The sequence below is a fragment of the Streptomyces sp. NPDC056373 genome (assembly GCF_042262425.1).
Taxonomy (GTDB): domain Bacteria; phylum Actinomycetota; class Actinomycetes; order Streptomycetales; family Streptomycetaceae; genus Streptomyces.
The window spans coordinates 207,317-225,573 of sequence record NZ_JBHJPX010000015.1 but is presented as its reverse complement, the minus strand read 5'-3'; the positions used below and the strand labels follow the sequence as shown (position 1 = coordinate 225,573).

Genomic DNA, 18,257 nt, shown 5'->3' with positions numbered 1-18,257 from the left:
GGGGACGGTCGCGGGCGCCGCGCGTCAGCGGGTCATCGCTTCTCTCGCGCATAGGGCGCGACGGTGATCCGGTCGATCAGCGGCGCGTAGCGGGAGCGGAGCAGCACGCCGGGGAAGGTGTCCGAGGCGTAGGTGGTGCCGTCGAAGTTCGGCAGTTCCTCGGAGCGGAAAGCGATCGTGTTCGTGCCCTTCTTCAGCTGTACGGGGACGGTCAGCTCCCAGAAGTTGTTCCGGTGGAAGCTGTGCGGGAAGCCGACGCGATGGGCCGGGCCGCCGTTGACGCTGATGTCGGCGTGGCGGGCGAGCGGGTCGGGGTTGTAGTGGGTGGCCTCGGACTGTTCGGGGTTGGAGTAGCGCACGCGCAGCGCGTACAGGCCGGCCCGGTCGGCCGTGACGGTGAACGTCGCGGTGTTGTCGTTGCCGGGGGCCCCGCCGATGCCCGTGATCGCCGTGCCGTCGGTGGCGAGGGACAGCGGGGCGAGCGTGGCCGAACCGGCGAGCGTAGCGTCCCCGGCTTCGTAGGTGCGGGCCGGCAGCGTGCCCTCGGTCGGGGTGACCGTGAGGCGGTCGACGAGGGTCGTGGCCGTGCCACCGGTGACCGTGACCTTGTTGACGCCGCCGGAGAGGGAGACCGCCGCACTGCTGCGGCCCTTGCCCAGACGCAGGACGTCGTGGCCGTTGACGGAGAGCCGGGCGCCCGTACCGCCGAGGGTGTCGACCCGGAGGGTGGCCTCGCGGTCGGCCGGCGAGTAGACCCAGAACGTCGCGCTCTGGTCCTTCGCGAGCCGGACCGCGCCCGAGCCGGTGGCCGCCGGTTTCGGAAGGTCGTACACCGGCCGTGCCCCGCCGGCCGGCCACGCCAGTTCGCCCTCGTACACCTGCGTGTCCGCCGAGGTGCGGGGGAGGGAGAGCGTCAGGCGGTCGACGATGGCGTCGCCCTTCGTCGCGCGCTTGCCGTCGGCGCTCTTCGCGGCGAGTGTCAGGGTGTGCTTGCCCTTGGTGAGCTCGACCTCGGTGTCGGTGTGGTCCCAGACCACCCACTTGTAGCCGAGCGGCAGGTGCAGTTCCTGTTCGCCGGCCGCCTTGCCGTCCACGCGGAGGAAGACGTTGGTGGGGCCCTGCTCCTCGACCTTGTCGTAGGTGTTGAGCGAGTTGGCGAAGACACTCAGGTCGTAGGTGCCGTCCTCGGGCACGTCCACGGTGAAGTCGAGCGCGACGTCCGAGCCGGTGCGCAGGCCGCCGACGTCGTATCCGCCGGAGGTGTAGAACTTCGACACGTCACGTGGTGATCCCTCCGGGCCGTTCTTCGACCAGCCGGAGCCGGTGTGCGCGGCGTCCTCGGCCTCGTAGGAGGACTGCCAGCGCACGGGCGGCGCCTGCGTGCCCTTCGCCTCCCCGGCCGGGCTGAGGACGACCTCGTAGGCCGAGGACTCCTTCAGTTTCGGCAGGACGCCGTCGCCGAAGTCGAGCGCCACCGTGCCGTCGTCACCGACCGTCAGGTTCGTCTCGGCGAGCAGCTTCGGACCGGACGAGTCGCCGACCTGCCCGCTCCACTCGATCTCCCGCACCCAGGCGTGCACCCGCTTGCCGAAGACCTTCTTCGGGACGCCCGCGAAGGTGATGTGCCCCTTGCCGGTGGACCCGCCGAAGATCAGCCGGGACTGCTTCCTCTTCTCGTCGAGGGTGGCGACGCCCTGCATGGTGTAGTTCTCGCCCGGGAAGGGCGGGGTCACCTTCACCGTGTGGCCGCTCATCGAGGCGTAGGAGTTCAGCAGCCACCACTGCCCGTTGCCGCGGTTGGACTGCACCGCGGAGTCGGACAGGTTGCCGTCGATGTTCCAGTACGCGATGTCGGCGTCGACCTTGGACTCCTCGATCGCGGACACCCACTGGATCATCTGGCCCGGCACCGAGGTGTGGTAGTTGAACGCGTACTCGTTGATGTTGATCGGGAGTCGGGTGCCTTCCCGGGCGGAGCCCTTGAACAGGTCCTTCTCCCAGGCCCGGTACTTGGTGACGCTCTGGCGCACCGCCTCCGGGTGGCTCAGCTCGTGCCAGGTGATGACGTCCGGCAGGGTCCCGGCGGCCAGGGTGTGGGTGAGGAAGCCCTTGACCTGGTCGTACAGGATGCTGGTGTTGGGCCCGGCGATGCGGGCGCCGGGCATCCTGGTCTTGATGAGCTTGTACGCGGAGTCCCAGGCGGCGAAGTAGTCGTCGGGGTCGTTCAGCCAGCTGACCTTGTTGTAACTCCACTGCCCGGTGCCGAACATGTTGCCCTCGGGCTCGTTGAACGGCACGAAGACGATGTTGTCCTGGTACTGCTTCGGCAGCCGGAGCACCTGGTCGACCTGCTTGGCGATCTTCTCCTCGTACAGCTTGAGCTTCTGCGCGGGTGTGTCGCCCGGCCACTCGTAGGGGAAGCCGCGGTGGATGTCGGTCATGTAGATGTACACATCACCGTCGGTGGAGTCGGCCAGCGGCTTCACCACCTCCAGGGCGTCGGCGCCCGGGTGCTGCGGACCGTCCTGCGCCTTGGTGGAGACCGTGCGCAGGCCCATGCCCTCGATGAGGTTGTTGGTGGGGACGTCCGGCCCGTACACGCCGTAGAGGGTGCCGGAGGCGCCACCGTGGAACGCGCCGGTGTCCGAGCCGAGGTCGACGGTGAGCTCCCCCTCGCGGACCACGGTGACGGTGGCCTTCACCGCGCGTCCGGCCGCGGTGCCGGCGACCGTGAAGGTGCCCGGCTCGGCGTACTTGTCGGAGGGCACGGCGTCCCAGGTGACGGGCGTGTCGCGGTCGTAGCCGTCGGAGAACGAGGCGCGGACGGCGTCGGGGAGCGACGGGGCGGCCGCGGTCGTGGTGCGCGCCTCGAAGGAGGTCCTGGAGAGCTGCTGGAGGGTGGGCACGGACCCGACCGTACCCGCCACCTGCTCGGGGCTCAGCGCCGCGTGCCACACGGTGAAGTCGTCGATCGCGCCGTGGAGCAGCGGGTCCGGATAGAGGGACTTGCCTATGTACCCGGCGGCGGTGGCAGAACCGTCCAGCAGGTCTCCCGCCTTGATGCCGGTCGCAGCGGAGGAGACCGCCACGCCGTCGAGGTAGGTCGTGAGCCGGCCGGCGGTGGAGTCGAGGGTGACCGTGACCGTCCGCCACTCGTCGGCGGGCAGGCTCGCGTAGCCGCGGACCTGGGTCTCCGCGCCCCCGCCCCCGGTGGTCACGGAGGTCTGGAACAGCCCGCTGCCGTTGTAGGGCGTGCTGAAGAGGTACTTGGTGGTGTCCGTGCCCAGGTCGAAGATCCGCTGCCAGGGCGACGTGTCGCCGCTCCACTTCACGCGGGCGGAGACGGTCAGGTCGGTCGTCCCGGCGAGCACCTGGCGGGGCAGGCGGACGTACGCGCCGTCGGAGGCCGGAGCACCGCCCGGCAGGGAGAGTGCCTTTCCTCCGGCCGAGCCGTCTACCGAGCGGGCGGTGGAGGCGTTCACCAGGGTCGCGGTCAGGCCGTTGCCGGAGCTGTCGGTGATCTTCCCGGAGGCGAGGTCGTCCTGGTCGAAGGAGTAACGGGCGGCGGGCTGCGGTGCCTCGGCGGCCTGCGCGGGCGCCGCCGGAGCGGCCAGCAGTCCCGCTCCGAGGGTCAGCGCCACGGCGGCCGGGGCCCGGCGCCGCGTGAATCTGTCAGCGGATGGCATGGATGGCGTCCTCAGTCGTCGGGTCGTGGCGTGTCGTCGCTTCGTCGAGCAGCGGTTCGGTCCGCATGATCGTCGAACCGGTTCGATTCGAGGGGCGTGCAGATGGCGCGTGCAGGGGTGGGGGAGCGTCGGACGGCGGGCACGCCGGTGCGCGGATGAGGGCATGAGGGTCTGTCCCACCGCTGCCGAACGGGCCGATGCGTCGAACCGGTTCGCGAAGCTAGCACCGGCGCCCCGGGGCAGCAATGCCTGCGACACGAGGATTCCGGGCGGATATGCGACCGACCAGCGAAATGCGTCCCAGGTATTGACAGCCGTCGAGGCGGTTTCTACCTTCCTGCCATGCGAACCGGTTCGACGAGCCAGGAGTTGCCGTGAACATCGGGGAGATCGCCAAGCGAGCGGGTGTCTCGCGGAGCACCGTGTCCTACGCACTCAGCGGCAAGCGCCCGGTCTCGGAGGAAACCCGCCGGAAGATCCAGCAGGTCGTCGACGAACTGGGCTACCGGCCCAGCGCCAGCGCCCGCGCCCTGGCCAACGGACGGACCAGCACCATCGGTCTCGTCTTCCCGCCGGCCGGCAACCACTACACCGGCATGCAGCTGGACTTCATCGGCAGTGTCGTGGAGGCCGCCGCGGCCTACGACTACGACGTGCTGCTGTCACCGAGCGGCGTGGACAGTGACCGGTCCTTCCAGCGGCTGCTGGGGGAGCGGCGGGTCGACGGCGCCATCCTGATGGAGATCCGGCTGGAGGACGACCGGGCCGACCACCTCGCGGCGCTCGGCTTCCCGGCCGTCGCCATCGGCCGCACCGCCCACCCCGAGAGCGGCTGGTGGGTCGGCCTGGACCACACGGCACTGGCGGCGGCATGTGTCCACCACCTCGCGGACCTGGGCCACCGCCGGGTCGCCTTCGTCAACCGCCCCGAGCAACTGCTGCGCGCCGGGTACGAGTCGGCACACCGCGGCCTCGACGGCTTCACCAAGGCCGCGGCCGAACGCGGGCTGACCGTGCGGACGTACTGCTGCGGGGACGACGCCGCCTCCGGCCAGGCCTGCCTGGAACACATCCTGCGCGACGACCCGGACACCACCGCCCTGGTCACCCTGAACGAGGCCGCGCTGGGCGGTCTGTACCGGGGACTGGCCCGGGCCGGCCGCCATGTGCCGCGCGACTTCTCCGTCACCGGGGTGGTGGCGAGCCGGTGGGCGGAGACGGTGACCCCGCAGCTCACCGCCGCGGACGTACCGGCGGAGGAACTGGGCCGGCGCGCCGTCGAACTGCTCGTGGAGCGGCTCGACCAGCCCGGCGCCCCCGCCCGGCACCACCTGCTGACACCCCCCATCTCGCTGCGGGCCAGTACCGGTCCCGCCACCGGCTCCCCACAGCCCTGACCTCCTTCCCCGCCCCTCCTCCCTGCCGTTCTCCGAGCACACCCCCTCCCTCCGGTGTGCCCGCTTCCCCCACATCGCCCCCGCCACGGCACCCCCTGTGCCTTGAACGAAGGAACCCGCGATGCACAGCACCTCCAGACGGCGCCTCACCGCAGTGGCCCTGTCGACCGTTCTCGCCGCCGTCGGCACCGCCTGCTCCTCCGGCTCGGGCAGCACCGGCACCAAGGGCGCGGACAGCGGCACCTACACCATCTGGGACCCCTACCCGCAGTTCGCCAAGGGCTCGGCCTGGGTGAAGCTGCTGGACGCCTGCGGCAGCAAGGCCGGTGTGAAGGTCAAGCGGACCGGTTTCGACACCAGCGACCTGGCCAACAAGACGCTGCTCGCGGCCCAGCAGGGCAACTCCCCGGACGTCCTCATCGTCGACAACCCGGTGGTGTCCACCCTCGCCGAGGCGGGCGTGCTCACCACGACCGACGAGAACAAGCTCGACACCTCCGCCGTGGACCCCAACCTCCTCGCAGCCGGCCAGTCGGACGGCAAGACCTACGGCACCCCGATCGGCGCCAACACCCTCGCGCTCTACTACAACAAGAAGGTCCTCGAAGAGGCCGGTGTCGACATCGCCTCCGTCAAGGACTGGAAGTCGCTGACGGCAGCCCTGGAGAAGACGAAGAAGGCCGGCAAGAAGGGCATCACCTTCTCCGCGATCGGCACCGAGGAGGGCAGCTTCCAGTTCCTGCCGTGGTTCTGGGGCTCCGGCGCCGCCCTGACCGACCTCGGCTCACCCGAGGCCGTCTCCGCGCTGTCCCTGTGGAAGGGCTGGCTGGACAAGGGCTACGCCCCCAACTCCGTGCTCAACAACACCCAGACCACCAGCTGGCAGGAGTTCGCGAGCGGCGACTACGCCTTCGCCGAGAACGGCACCTGGCAGCTCGCGGCCGCCAAGAAGGCCGGCTTCGACTACGGCGTCCTGCCCATCCCGGCCACCGGCGGAGGCAGCGCCGCGGCCCCGACGGGCGGCGAGTTCGTCACCGTCCCCGTCCAGAGCGACACCGCCCGCTACGCCACCACGAGCAAGCTCACGGCCTGCCTGACCAGCACCACCAACCTGTACGACACGGACACCACCCTCTCCTACGTCGCCCCCACCGAGGAGGTCCGGAAGAAGCAGGTGGCGGCAGACCCCGCGCTGAGGCCGTGGGTCGAGGCGGTCAAGGCGGCCAAGGGCCGTACCAGTGACGACCTGGGCACCAAGTACCCCAAGATCTCCGAGCAGCTGTGGAAGGCCGTGCAATCCGCCCTCAGTGGATCCAAGTCGCCCAAGGACGCGCTGACCTCGGCGCAGGCCGCGGTCAAGTGATGTGGGTCCGATGAAGCAGACCGTCCGTCCGCCGGACCACCGGTCGGTGCGTCCGCGGAGCGGGGCGGCCCACGCCGCCCCACCCCCGGCCCGCACCGCGGAACGCCGCCGGCCCGTCTCCACGCAGTGGGCCGCCTGGGCCTTCCTCACCCCGGTGACCCTCTATCTCGCCCTCTTCTACGCCTATCCGCTCTACCGCAATCTCGACCTGAGCCTGCGCAACTACACCGTCCGCTCCTTCGTCCAGGGCAACGCGCCGTTCACCGGCCTGGAGAACTACCGGAAGGTCTTCGACGACCCGGCCTTCGCCCCGGCACTGCTCCACACCGTGGTCTTCACCGGCGTGTGCCTGGCCTTCCAGTACGCCATCGGCCTGGCCCTCGCGGTCTTCTTCAACCAGCACTTCCGGCTCTCGGCGACCCTGCGGGCCCTGTTCCTCGTCCCCTGGCTGCTGCCGCTGATCGTGTCGGCCTCGACCTGGTCATGGATGCTCAACAGCGACTCCGGCATCGTCAACGCGGCACTGCACGCCCTCGGTATCGGCCCCGTCAACTGGCTGACGTCGCCGTCCTGGTCGCTCACCTCGGTGATCATCGCGAACATCTGGATCGGCGTCCCGTTCAACCTGGTCGTGCTCTACAGCGGCCTGCAGTCCATCCCCTCCGGCCTGTACGAGGCGGCCGCCCTCGACGGGGCGGGAGCCTGGCGCCGCTTCTGGAGCATCACCTTCCCGCTGCTGCGCCCCGTGTCCGCGATCACGCTGCTCCTCGGGCTGGTCTACACACTGAAGGTCTTCGACATCATCTGGATCATGACCAAGGGAGGCCCGGCCGACGCCTCCACGACCTTCGCCACCTGGTCCTACCAGCTCGGCTTCGGCAACCTGCTGCCCGCCTTCGGTCCGGGCGCGGCCGTCGGAAACCTGCTGGTGGTGGCCGCCCTGGTGTTCGGCCTCCTCTACATGAGGGTCCAGCGAAAGCAGGCGTACTCATGAGAAGCCGACGCACCTGGGGAAAGACGGCCGTCGGTGTCCTGCTGACCGCGATCATGCTCTTCCCGGTCTACTGGATGCTGAACGTGTCCCTCACCCGCGACCAGGACATGCGCAAGTCCCCGCCCGGCCTGTTCCCCGTGCACGGCACCCTGGCCGGCTACCGCACCGTCCTCGACGAGCAGTTGCCCTACCTCGGCACCAGCCTGGTCATCGGCCTGGGCACCGTCGCACTCACCGTGGCCCTGTCCGCGCCCGCCGGCTACGCCCTGGCCAAACTGCGCCCGCGCGGCGGAGGAGTGCTGAGTTTCCTGCTCCTCGCGGCGCAGATGATCCCCGGCATCATCATGGCGATGGGCTTCTACGCCATCTACCTGCAACTGGGCCTGCTCCAGTCCGTCCCCGGACTGATCGTCGCCGACTCCACCCTGGCCGTTCCCTTCGCGGTGCTCATCTTCACCGCGTTCATGTCCGGCATCCCGGGCGAGATGCTCCAGGCGGCCCGGACCGACGGCGCCGGGCCCGTGCGCACCTTCTGGTCGATCGTCCTGCCGATGAGCCGCAACGCCGTGGTCACGGTCTCGCTCTTCGCGTTCCTGTGGTCCTGGTCCGACTTCGTCTTCGCCGGCACCCTCGTCAACGGCGGGGCGCACGAGCCGATCACCCTCGGCATCTACCACTACATCGGCAACAACAACCAGGAGTGGAACGCCATCATGGCCACCGCCGTCGTGGCCTCGCTGCCCGCCGCGGTCATCCTCGTCCTGGCCCAGCGCTACGTCGCCGCCGGCGTGACGGCCGGCGCGGTCAAGGACTGACCCTCCCCCCTGCTCGAGAAACGAGTGACACCTCATGACCGCCGACCGCTCCGGCCCGGCCTTCTCCGTCCAGGACATCCCCTTCAGCACCTACGGATCCTGGTTCGGCATCTCGCCCGTGGTGGCGGAGAAGACGTACGCCGAGGATCTCCACCTCGTCTCCCACCAGAACGGCATGCACGCCGTCCTGAGCCTGACACCCCTGGACCCGGTCACCGGAGACCGGGCGGAGACCCGCGTGGAGGCGAGACCGGACCTGCTCAGCTGGATCGGCACGCAGGGGCGTGTCGACCTCGCCTACGAGTCGCCGGACACCGTGCGACTGCGGGGGAGCGGCCTGGGCATGGCCGTAGGGGCGGCCGCCCCGGTCCTGACGCCGTTCAGCGGGACCTACTTCTTCCACGACGCCGCCGCAGGCGGCCATGTGTTCACGTCCTACGAGACGGGACGCCGGTACCGCGTCACCGCGCTGTCCGGCACCCTCCACGCGACCGGCGCCCAGACGCTGGGCAGCGCCGAGCGGGGCCTTGCCACGGCCGCGGCGGCCGACGGGGCCTGGGAGATCGCGATCGAGGAACTCGACGCCGCCCGCCCGCCGTACACGTCCGCGGCGGCCTTCGACGGCATCGCGGCATCCGCGCAGGCCTCGTTCGCCCGGTTCGTGGACAGGGTGGCTCCCTGGCGCTCGTCCGCCACCCCGGCCGCCGAACTCGCCGCCTACGTCGTCTGGTCGGCCACCGTGAACCCGACCGGCCTGGTCACCCGGCCCGCGGTGCTGATGTCCAAGCACTGGATGGACAAGGTGTGGAGCTGGGACCACTGCTTCAACGCCCTTGCCCTGGCGCCCGGTTGTCCGGAACTGGCGCGGGACCAGTTCGCCCTGCCCTTCGACCACCAGGACGCCGGCGGCGCCCTGCCCGACTCGGTGACCCACTCCGAGGTCCTCTACAACTTCGTCAAACCGCCCATTCACGGCTGGGCCTTCGGCCACCTGCGCCGCCGCCTGCCGACACCCCCCGGCCCGGCCGAACTGGGCGAGACCTACCGGCGGCTGGAGCGCTGGACGAACTTCTGGCTCACCGCCCGGCGCGCACCCGGCGCCGCCTTCCCCCATTACCAGCACGGCAACGACAGCGGCTGGGACAACGCCACCACCTTCGACCCCGAGCGGGTGGTCGAGACGGCGGACCTGTCCGCCTTCCTCGTCCTCCAGCTCCACGAACTCGCCGATCTGGCAGGGGAACTGGGCCGCGAGGAGGAAGCCCGCCGCTGGGCGCGGGCCGCCCGGGAGACCCAGGCGGCACTGCTGGACCAGCTCTGGAAGGACGACCGGTTCGTCGCCCGGGGCGTCGGCACGGGGGACACCTGGAGCAGCGCCAGTCTCCTCGACCTCATGCCCATCGTGCTCGGCGAGCATCTCCCCGCCCACGTCAGCGGCGCCCTGGCCGACCACATCAAGGCCCACCTGACCCCCTACGGCCTCGCCACCGAACTGCCCACGTCGCCCCACTACCTCGACGACGGCTACTGGCGCGGACCCATCTGGGCTCCCGCCACCGTCCTCGTCGAGGACGGTCTGCGCCGCGCCGGACACCACCGGCTCGCGGACGACATCAGCAGCCGCTTCCGCGCGCTGTGCGAGGCCCACGGCTTCGCCGAGAACTTCGACGCCCTCGCCGGAACGGGCCTGCGCGACCGCGCCTACACCTGGACCGCCAGCAGTTATCTCCTTCTCGCGGAGGCGTACGTGCTCCGAGGCGACCATGACCTGACGTGAACCCCGTGGGCGTGCTCAGGGCCGGGCGAGACGCGCCACCCGGTCATGGAGGCGCCGCACATGGTCCTCGGACTCCGGCTTCATCAGGACACTGCGCAGGATGCGGGCGCCGTCGGCGTCGGCGGTGACCCGCGGGTGGCGCGCCGTGAAGGCGTCCCGGTCGGCTTTGAGGGTGCTCAGGAAAACGGGATCGGGGCCGGTCATGCCGTCCGTCAGGACGCGTGCCGATGCCGCGTCGACAGCGCTGAGGGTGGCGGGCTCCACCGCGGGGAAGTAGCCGACGATGTCCAGCTCCGGCTGCTGGTAAAGCTCCAGCTCGTCCGAAGCGGCGATCAGTTCGGCCCAGCGCAGGGCGGCCCGTCGCCCGGCCCCGAGGACACGGCCCAGTCCGTCGGGGGTGGGCGGGAGCACCTGGAAGGTGAGCCACAGGGCCGCGGCCGAGGCGCCGGCCCGCGAGCACTCCAGGCTGATCTCGCCGAGGTGCAGTTCGCCGGAGGTGAAGTAGGTGTAGGGCGAGTCGTGCAGGTAGAAGCGGCCCACCTCGGGGTCGCGGAAGAGGACGGCACCGCAGCCGTAGGGCTGGAGTCCGTGTTTGTGCGGGTCGACGACGACCGAGTCGCACCGGGCGATCGCCCGCCAGGGCTGCGGGGGGAGTCCCTCCGGTCCTTCGGCGCCGGCGAGCAGGGTGAAGAAGCCGCCGTACGCCGCGTCGACGTGGAGCCGGACGCCGTAGCGCTCCTTGAGGGCGAGGGCGTCGTGGACCGGGTCGACCGCTCCGAGGCCGGTGGTGCCGGTGGTGAGCACGACGGTGCCGACCTCTCCCGTGCGCAGGAGGTCCTCGAGCGCGTCGAGGCTGATGCGGCCGCGGTCGTCGGTGGGGATCGGGTACCCCTTCATGCCCAGGACGTGGCACATGCGGCCATGGGTGTAGTGGGCGTCGGCGCTGTAGGCGATGCCGCGGCCGGGGTGGAGCTCGCGGGCGACGAAGAGGGCCTCGAGGTTGGCGATCGTGCCGCTGGTGGTGAGGTGGCCGAGGTGGGTGTCGAAGCCGAACATCGTGGCCAGTTGCGCGACGGCCTCCCGTTCCATGCGGGCGGTGGCGGGGCCGCCGTCCAGGGCGTGGTTGTTGGGGTTGATCAGCATCGTGGTGAGGTGGCCGACGATCGCCGCCGGGTGCGGGGGCTTGAGCATCTGCCCCGCGTAGCGCGGGTGGAAGAAGGGATAGTTCTCCTTCAGCCTCCCGGTCAGCTCCTCGAAGGCGGCGGCGAAACGGTCGTCGTCGACGAGGAGGGACGGGTGCTGCTCATAGGGGCCGAAGGTGTCGGCCCACTGCTGTATCGCGTCGTCGGCCCGGCCGAGCCAGTGCTGAAGGTCCACTGACTTTCCCTCTCTGTCGATGTCCCGTGCGGTGGGTCCGTGCGGTGGTTCCTCACTCCAGGAGTTCGTTGACTACTCAGCAATTGATTGCTCAGTAATTGAGATGGCAGTAGGTGAAGAAGCAGTAAAGTCGGCCGGGTGAACACCGCGAAGCACGAGAACGACGAAGCCGCACGAGCCGCCGGCAGCCCGCTCGTCCACGACTTCGGCCTGCTGATCAAGGCCGCCACCCGCCTGGAGCGGCGGATCGACACGGCGCTGCGCAAGGAGTGCGAGATCAGCCACACGATGTTCGAGGTCCTCATCCGGCTCTGCCGGCATCCGGACGAGGAGATCTCGCAACGCCGCCTCGCCGACGACCTCACGCTCACCAGCAGCGGCGTCACCCGCCTGATCGACCGTATGGAGGGAGCCGGCCTCGTGCGGCGCGTGCAGGCTCCCGGGGACCGCAGAAGCGTCCTGGTCGAACCGGCCGAGCAGGGTCGTGCGGTGTTCCTCCGGGCGGCCGCGGTCCATGCGTCGGTCGTCGAGCGGTACTTCGTGGCACCCCTCGCCCCGGCCGACTACGGGACGCTGACCCGCTCGCTCGGCGAGATCGAGCAGGCGCTGCGCGACGCCTGACCGGTCGGGGCCGTCACGGTTGCGTGATTACGCAATCGATGAACTTTCGTGATGTGATCGGAGGAGGGATCCACCGACACGTGACGAAGTAAGAGGTGTTCTGGTCTGTCCGGGCTGCAACCGCAAGGAAACGCCGGATCGCGCACGCTGCCCCCGCGCGGCGACCGAGAGACACGGCACTCGCCACCAGAAGTCCCCCGCGCCGCGCGCGGCCGGGCGACCGGCGACCGGCCGGCGGCCCCCGCGGCCAAGCCCAGAGACTCGTTCTTCGACAACGCCAAGTACCTGGCCATCGTCCTGGTGGCCGTCGGACACGCGTGGGAGCCGCTGCGCGAGGGCAGCCGCGCCGTCACCGCGCTCTACACCCTCGTCTACGCCGTCCACATGCCGGCGTTCATCATCATCTCCGGCTACTTCTCACGCAGCTTCGACGCCGGCCCGGAGCGGATCAAGCGCCTGGTCACCACCGTGGTCGTGCCGTACGTCGTCTTCGAGGTGGCGTACACCTACTACACCCGCTGGACGAGCGGCGACCCCGACCGCGCCATCAGCCTGCTGAGCCCCCTGTACCTGACGTGGTTCCTGGCGGCCCTGTTCATCTGGCGGCTGACCACCCCGATCTGGAAGCTCCTGCGCCGGCCCCTGCCGGTCGCCCTCGTCGTCGCGGCCCTGGCCACCCTCTCGCCGTCCATCGGCGACGACCTCGATCTCCAGCGCGTCCTGCAGTTCCTGCCCTACTTCGTGCTCGGTCTGCTGCTGAAGTCCGAGCACTTCCGGCTGGTGCGCCGACGGGAGATGCGCCTGCTGTCCCTGCCCGTCTTCGCCGGCGCCCTCGCCGGGGCGTACTGGATCACACCCGGCTTCGACTACGCGTGGCTCTTCCACCGCTCCAGCGCCGAGGAACTGGGCGCACCCGGCTGGTACGGGCCCGTGATGACTCTGGCCCTCTTCGGCTGCTCCCTGCTCCTCGTCGCCTGCTTCCTCGCCTGGGTCCCGGGACGGCGCACATGGTTCACCGCCCTCGGCGCGGGCACCCTGTACGGCTACCTGCTGCACGGCTTCGCCGTCCAGGGGGCCAAGCACCTCGACTGGTTCGGCCCCGACTGGATCCATGGTCCCGTCGGCGAGATCACGGTCACCCTCGTGGCAGCCGGTGTCATGACCGCCCTGTGCACCCCGCCCGTGCGGCGCATGTTCCGCTTCGTCCTGGAGCCCCGCCTGGAGTGGGCGTTCCGGCGGGACGCCGCCGGGACGCCGCGCGCCGCACCGCACGAAGCGTGACCCGAAGCCGGTGCCCGAGACGGTCAGGCCCGTGCCTCCCCGGCGCGGATCAGCCGTCTTCCAGTCGACGACGATCGCGCCGAAGGCCACGCCGATACTCAGGATGTTCAGCAGCGCGCCGACCGCCGGAATGAGCAGACTCCGGAAGGCGACCGTCAGCAAAAGGAAACCGAGCACGGCGATCACCAGCACGAACACCGGCAGCTTGGCCATCAGGACCGACGCGAATCCCGGCACACCGCAACGCTCGCAGCCCGCCGGCCTCTCGTCGTTGGCCGAACGCAGACACTTGCCCCTACTGCGATCGCAGCAGGGGCAAGTGCCCGAGACGCAGGGCGGGTCAGGGTGTGTAGACCGTCGGCCGGGGCGCCGTCGGCATCGCGTTGCCGATGAAGAAGCTCGGGTGCGGGGGCTGGTTGTAGGCGGTGTTCTGCCAGGCCAGGGCTGTGCGGTACTGGGTGTCGTGGAGCAGTGTGGTGATCTTGGTGCTGGTCTGGTGCGGGGTCGAGTAGATTCTCAGCGCCCGGTTGTCGCCGGTACGCCAGACGACCTCCTCGCGCCAGTCGCCGAGGATGTCACCGGACAGGACCGGGGTGGACTTGGTGCCGTTGTTGGAGGCCACGCCGGAGCCGGTGAGCAGCCGGGTGTCACCGGAGGTGCCGTACTTGTCGATGCGGGTGCCGTCCAGCAGCTCGCGGACCGGGTCGCCGTCCCACCAGGACAGGAAGTTGACGCTGGAGGGCTCCCGGCCCAGGGAGGCGCCGGTGGCGGAGCGCAGGGTGGTGTCGGAGGCCGACCAGGCCTCGGCACCCGGACTGCCGGCGTAGATGTCACCGGCGACTCCGCGGCCGTTGTCGCCACCGGACGCCGTCTGCCACAGCCGCGCACCTGTGCGGGCGTCGGCCATCCAGGAGCCGGGCTTGCTGGAGTCCTCCGAGACCTTGAAGTACTCCAGGCCCGGGCGGGAGGGGTCGAGGTCGCCGACGTGGCCGGCGTCGCCGTGGCCGAGCCTGGTGGTCCACAGGCCGTTGCCGTTGTCGTCGACGGTCATCGCGCCGTAGACGATCTCGTCCTTGCCGTCGGCGTCGACGTCGGCGACCGAGAGGCTGTGGTTGCCCTGACCGTCATAGCCCTTGCCGCTGTTGGTGGAGGACGTCGTGTCGAAGGTCCAGCGGCGGGTGAAGGAGCCGTTCCGCCAGTCCCAGGCGGCTATCACCGTACGGGTGTAGTAGCCGCGCGCCATGATCAGGGAGGGGCGGGCGCCGTCGAGGTAGGCGGTCCCGGCGAGGAAGCGGTCGACGCGGTTGCCGTAGTTGTCTCCCCAGGAGGACACGGTGCCGCGGCCCGGGACGTAGTCCACGGTCTGCATCGCCTTGCCCGTCTGGCCGTTGAACATCGTCAGGTACTCGGGCCCGGACAGGACGTAGCCGCTGGAGTTGCGGTGGTCGGCGGAGGAGGAGCCGATGACCGCGCCGGTGCCGTCGCGGGTGCCGTCGGCGGTCTTCATGGCGACCTCGGCCTTGCCGTCGCCGTCGTAGTCGTAGACCTGGAACTGCGTGTAGTGGGCGCCGGAGCGGACGTTGCGGCCCAGGTCGATGCGCCACAGCCGGGTGCCGTCGAGCTTGATGCCGTCGACGATGGTGTTGCCGGTGTAGCCGGACTGCGAGTTGTCCTTGGCGTTGGTGGGCTGCCACTTCAGGACGAGGTCCAGGGCGCCGTCGCCGTCGAGGTCGCCGACCGAGGCGTCGTTGGCGTCGTAGGTGTAGGCCGAATTGCCGGGGGCGGTGCCACCCGCGGGCGGGGAGATCGGCACGTCCTTGTAGCCCGTGCGGAACTGGACCGCGGGCGCGGACGCCGCCTGCTCCGTACCGTTGACCACCGCGCGCACCGTGTAGTCGGCTGATGCCGCGGCCCCCGAGTCGAAGAAGTTCGTCGAGGCGGTGACGGGCGAGGAGTTGAGTCTGGTGCCGCCCCGGTACACGTTGAACGCCACGTCGTTCGGGTCTGTCGCCAGCCACCGCCAGGACACCAGGTTTCCGCTTCCGGTGTACACGCTGGACAGGCCGCGGTCGAGCTTTTCGACCTGCCGGGCGGTCGCCGCCTGGGCGGTCTGTGGCAGTGCGACGAGCGCGGAGACGGCGAGCGCGGCGGCGGAGAGACAGCCGGCGAAACGGCTGCCCGTCCGGTGGGGTGATCGCCATGGTCGTGGCGCGGTGCGGGGACGCCGGTGCGGGTCGTTCACGGTGGCCTCCGGTGCGTGGGGGGTATGGGAACGCTCCCATGAGGAGGGAGCGTAGGAACGGGCTGATGCCTCGTCAAGGATTGTGTCCAGTCTGCTGTTCGGCGCTGTTCGGATCCGTGAGTTTCTCGCGCGTCATGGATTGACAGTCCGGCGACGGCGCGAGAACACTGCGTGGGACGCCTTACGTCCGACCATGGCCGAAGGCAGTCGGCCAGGTCGAGCCGCCTGTGAACCCAAGGGCGGGTCAAGGCAGTTCACGGATCCCCCGCACCCGCAGTCATCCCCCGTCGAGGAGGGAGCGTCCCGTGACCGGATGACAGGTTGTGAACGCTCCCAGCACGGCAGGCGGATCACCCCAGTCCCGGAACATCCCCCCACGACCCGCTGCCCGCCGGCCGCGGCGCCCCATGCGCGCCCGGCGGGCAGGGAGGAGCGACCATGCCCCGGACCCCCGCACGCGCTCGGATCAGCCGCCGGACGCTGCTCGAAGCCACCGCGACCGCGAGACCCCCGGCCGCGGGAGCTGCCGGCGCGGCCGCGGCCACGTTCACCGCCCTGAAAACACCGGACACGCCATCAGGGCGCCGCGCCGGACGTACCCCCCGGCTGGCGACGGCGGGCCTGCTGACCCTCGCGACCACGGCGGCCCTGGCCGGCGCGGGAACGGCTCAGCGCGCGGCCGCCACGCCGCAGGCTCTGCCGGCCGGCTGCTCCGGCACTTCGGCGATCACCTGCCACTACGACGTCGCACCTGGCAACTACGACGTCACGGTCTCCATCGGCGGTGCCGCCGCCGGACAGACCGGGATGTGGGCCGAGTCCCGGCGGCTGATGCTCCCGGCCACGAGCACGGCCGCCGGAGCCGTTGCCACCTATGCGTTCACCATCAACGTGCGCCGGCCGGAGGGGCAGCCGACCGGTCAGGGCGGCACCGGGAACCCGGGCCTGGACCTCCGCTTCACCGGCTCCGGCGCGCAGGTCTCGGCCGTCTCGGTGAAACCGGCTGCCCAGCCGCTGGTCGCCTACCTGGCCGGTGACTCGACCGTGTGCGACCAGCCCGCCGCTCCGTACACCGGCTGGGGACAGATGATCACGTCGTCGGTACGCCCCGGCGCGACCATCGCCAACTACGGGGACTCCGGCGAGAGTTCGGGAAGCTTCGTCAGCAACTCGGCGCTCCTGCCCGCACTGCTGGCCAAGGTCAAGGCGAACGACCCGGTCTTCATCCAGTTCGGCCACAACGACAAGCAGACCAGCGCGTCCGCCTACCGGAACAACCTCACCACCATGATCTCGCGGGTCCGCGGCAAGGGCGGTGTCCCGGTCCTGGTGACGCCTCCGGTCCGCCGGCTGTTCGACGGCAACCGGCTGACCTCCACGGCACTGCACGTCAACGGCGTCGGCGTGGACCTGCCCGCCGAGATGCGCGCGGTCGGCGCGGCACAGCGGGTCCCGGTGATCGACCTGACGGCCCGGAGCAAGGGACTGGTCGAGTCCCTCGGGCCGTCCGCTTCCGCACAGCTCTTCCTCCGCTCCTCCGTGGACGGCGTCACGGACAACACCCACTTCTCGCAGTACGGAGCGACCCGGATGGGCGGGCTGCTGCTCCAGGCCGTCCGTGAGCAGAACCTGCCTCTCGCCGCCCACCTGCGCTGACCGACGCGCCGGACGCCAGTTCTCTGGAGGAAACAAACCGGTGAAGAACTTACGGACCGTCATCACCGCCGTGCTGGTGCTGGCCCTGTCGACCCTCGGACTCGACGCCGCCTCGGCGGCCGCCGGTACCGCGACGCGCTGCTCCGGGACCACTGCCCCAGCCGCCCGGGCGGCCGCCCAGCCGGTCACGGTCTGGCTGGCCGGCGACTCGACCATGGCCGACCCGGGATCCGCCCGCTGCCCGGTCGGCTGGGGCAGCCAGTTCGACGCCCTGTTCAACGCCGATGTCACCGTCAGGAACCAGGCCGTGGGCGGCCGCAGCATCCAGACCTGGATGTACGAGGGGAACGTCAGCAGCACCAAGGGCTCGGACGGCGAGTGCCGCCTCACGTCCACCGCGTACTCCGCACGCTGGCAGGCGATGCTGAACGCGAGCACCGGGATGAAGGCCGGCGACTACCTGTTCATCCAGTTCGGCATCAACGACTCCTCCTCGACCTGCCCCCGGCATGTCGGCCCCGCCCGCTACCGGCAGCTGATGACGGCGATGGTTCAGGCCGCCCTGGCCCGGGGAGCGCACCCGGTGCTGCTCACCCCGGTGGCGGCCATCACCTGCTCCGGCGGCACCGCGACGAAGAACCGCGGCTTCGTGAACGAGACCTTCGCCGTCGGATCCACCACCGGGGCGCCGGTCGTCGACCTGCAGTCGCTGAGCGTCTCGCTCTACAACAGCCTTCGCTTCTGCCCGCACAACGGCGACTTCGGCTCGGGGCCCGTGGGCGCCTTCTTCTGCAACGACCACACCCACTTCGAGACGTACGGCGCACAGCGGATCGCCGGGCTCGTCGCCGGGGACGTGCGCAGGCAGAACCTCCCCCTGGCCGCGTATCTGAGGTAGCCCGGGCCGTTCACCCCGGGAGGCGCCGCGGCCCGGGGTGAACGGACACGGCTCGGTGGGCGGACCGCCCTGAAGCGGCAGTGACGCGCTGACTAGCATGGCTGCTGACATCCGATGGCCGCGCCGGCCTGCCTGCCGACCGGCTCCGGC

Annotated in this window: 12 protein-coding genes; 9 read left to right on the top strand and 3 right to left on the bottom strand. The window is 70.4% G+C overall.

Translation table 11 applies throughout. From position 1 onward, the window contains the following. Positions 1-32: 32 nt before the first annotated feature. Positions 33-3,686, bottom strand: a complete 3,654-nt coding sequence (locus tag ACFCXS_RS29940; RefSeq protein WP_376646465.1) for a LamG-like jellyroll fold domain-containing protein — start codon at positions 3,684-3,686, stop codon at positions 33-35. Positions 3,687-4,060: 374 nt separating this feature from the next. Between ACFCXS_RS29940 and ACFCXS_RS29935 the strand changes: the two genes are divergently transcribed. From ACFCXS_RS29935 to ACFCXS_RS29915, 5 genes are all read left to right on the top strand, one after another. Continuing rightward, the gene (locus ACFCXS_RS29935; RefSeq protein ID WP_376646464.1) at positions 4,061-5,083 is read left to right on the top strand and encodes a LacI family DNA-binding transcriptional regulator; all 1,023 of its coding nucleotides are present in this window, start codon (positions 4,061-4,063) and stop codon (positions 5,081-5,083) included. Positions 5,084-5,204: 121 nt separating this feature from the next. Continuing rightward, complete coding sequence (locus ACFCXS_RS29930) at positions 5,205-6,446, top strand: extracellular solute-binding protein (RefSeq protein ID WP_376646463.1); 1,242 nt, start codon at positions 5,205-5,207, stop codon at positions 6,444-6,446. 10 nt (positions 6,447-6,456) lie between these two features. Then, a complete protein-coding gene (locus ACFCXS_RS29925; RefSeq protein WP_376646462.1) occupies positions 6,457-7,440 on the top strand; it encodes a carbohydrate ABC transporter permease in 984 nt (327 codons plus the stop codon). Beyond that, positions 7,437-8,255: a carbohydrate ABC transporter permease gene (locus tag ACFCXS_RS29920; RefSeq protein WP_376646461.1), complete on the top strand. Its 819-nt coding sequence runs from the start codon at positions 7,437-7,439 to the stop codon at positions 8,253-8,255. Before ACFCXS_RS29925 ends, ACFCXS_RS29920 begins: the two co-directional genes overlap by 4 nt. A gap of 34 nt (positions 8,256-8,289) precedes the next feature. Next, complete coding sequence (locus ACFCXS_RS29915; protein WP_376646460.1) at positions 8,290-10,032, top strand: amylo-alpha-1,6-glucosidase; 1,743 nt, start codon at positions 8,290-8,292, stop codon at positions 10,030-10,032. A 15-nt stretch (positions 10,033-10,047) separates the two neighbouring features. Here ACFCXS_RS29915 and ACFCXS_RS29910 read toward each other — a convergent pair whose 3' ends face one another. Next, on the bottom strand, positions 10,048-11,409 hold the full coding sequence (locus ACFCXS_RS29910) for a pyridoxal phosphate-dependent decarboxylase family protein (RefSeq protein ID WP_376646459.1): 1,362 nt from the start codon (positions 11,407-11,409) through the stop codon (positions 10,048-10,050). A 138-nt stretch (positions 11,410-11,547) separates the two neighbouring features. Here ACFCXS_RS29910 and ACFCXS_RS29905 point away from each other — a divergent pair, with 138 nt between their 5' ends. Both ACFCXS_RS29905 and ACFCXS_RS29900 read left to right on the top strand, forming a co-directional pair. Next, a complete protein-coding gene (locus ACFCXS_RS29905) occupies positions 11,548-12,030 on the top strand; it encodes a MarR family winged helix-turn-helix transcriptional regulator (RefSeq protein WP_376646458.1) in 483 nt (160 codons plus the stop codon). 147 nt (positions 12,031-12,177) lie between these two features. Then, the gene (locus ACFCXS_RS29900; RefSeq protein WP_376646495.1) at positions 12,178-13,311 is read left to right on the top strand and encodes an acyltransferase family protein; all 1,134 of its coding nucleotides are present in this window, start codon (positions 12,178-12,180) and stop codon (positions 13,309-13,311) included. Between the two features lie 340 nt (positions 13,312-13,651). Here the strand turns inward: ACFCXS_RS29900 and ACFCXS_RS29895 are convergent, their stop codons facing one another. Then, positions 13,652-15,553, bottom strand: a complete 1,902-nt coding sequence (locus ACFCXS_RS29895) for a rhamnogalacturonan lyase (protein WP_376646457.1) — start codon at positions 15,551-15,553, stop codon at positions 13,652-13,654. A 438-nt stretch (positions 15,554-15,991) separates the two neighbouring features. Here ACFCXS_RS29895 and ACFCXS_RS29890 point away from each other — a divergent pair, with 438 nt between their 5' ends. Then, positions 15,992-17,209 (top strand): rhamnogalacturonan acetylesterase, encoded by a 1,218-nt coding sequence (locus ACFCXS_RS29890; protein ID WP_376646456.1) that lies wholly within the window; start codon positions 15,992-15,994, stop codon positions 17,207-17,209. Between the two features lie 40 nt (positions 17,210-17,249). Next, positions 17,250-18,107: a GDSL-type esterase/lipase family protein gene (locus ACFCXS_RS29885; protein WP_376646455.1), complete on the top strand. Its 858-nt coding sequence runs from the start codon at positions 17,250-17,252 to the stop codon at positions 18,105-18,107. The last annotated feature ends 150 nt before the right edge of the window (positions 18,108-18,257 follow it).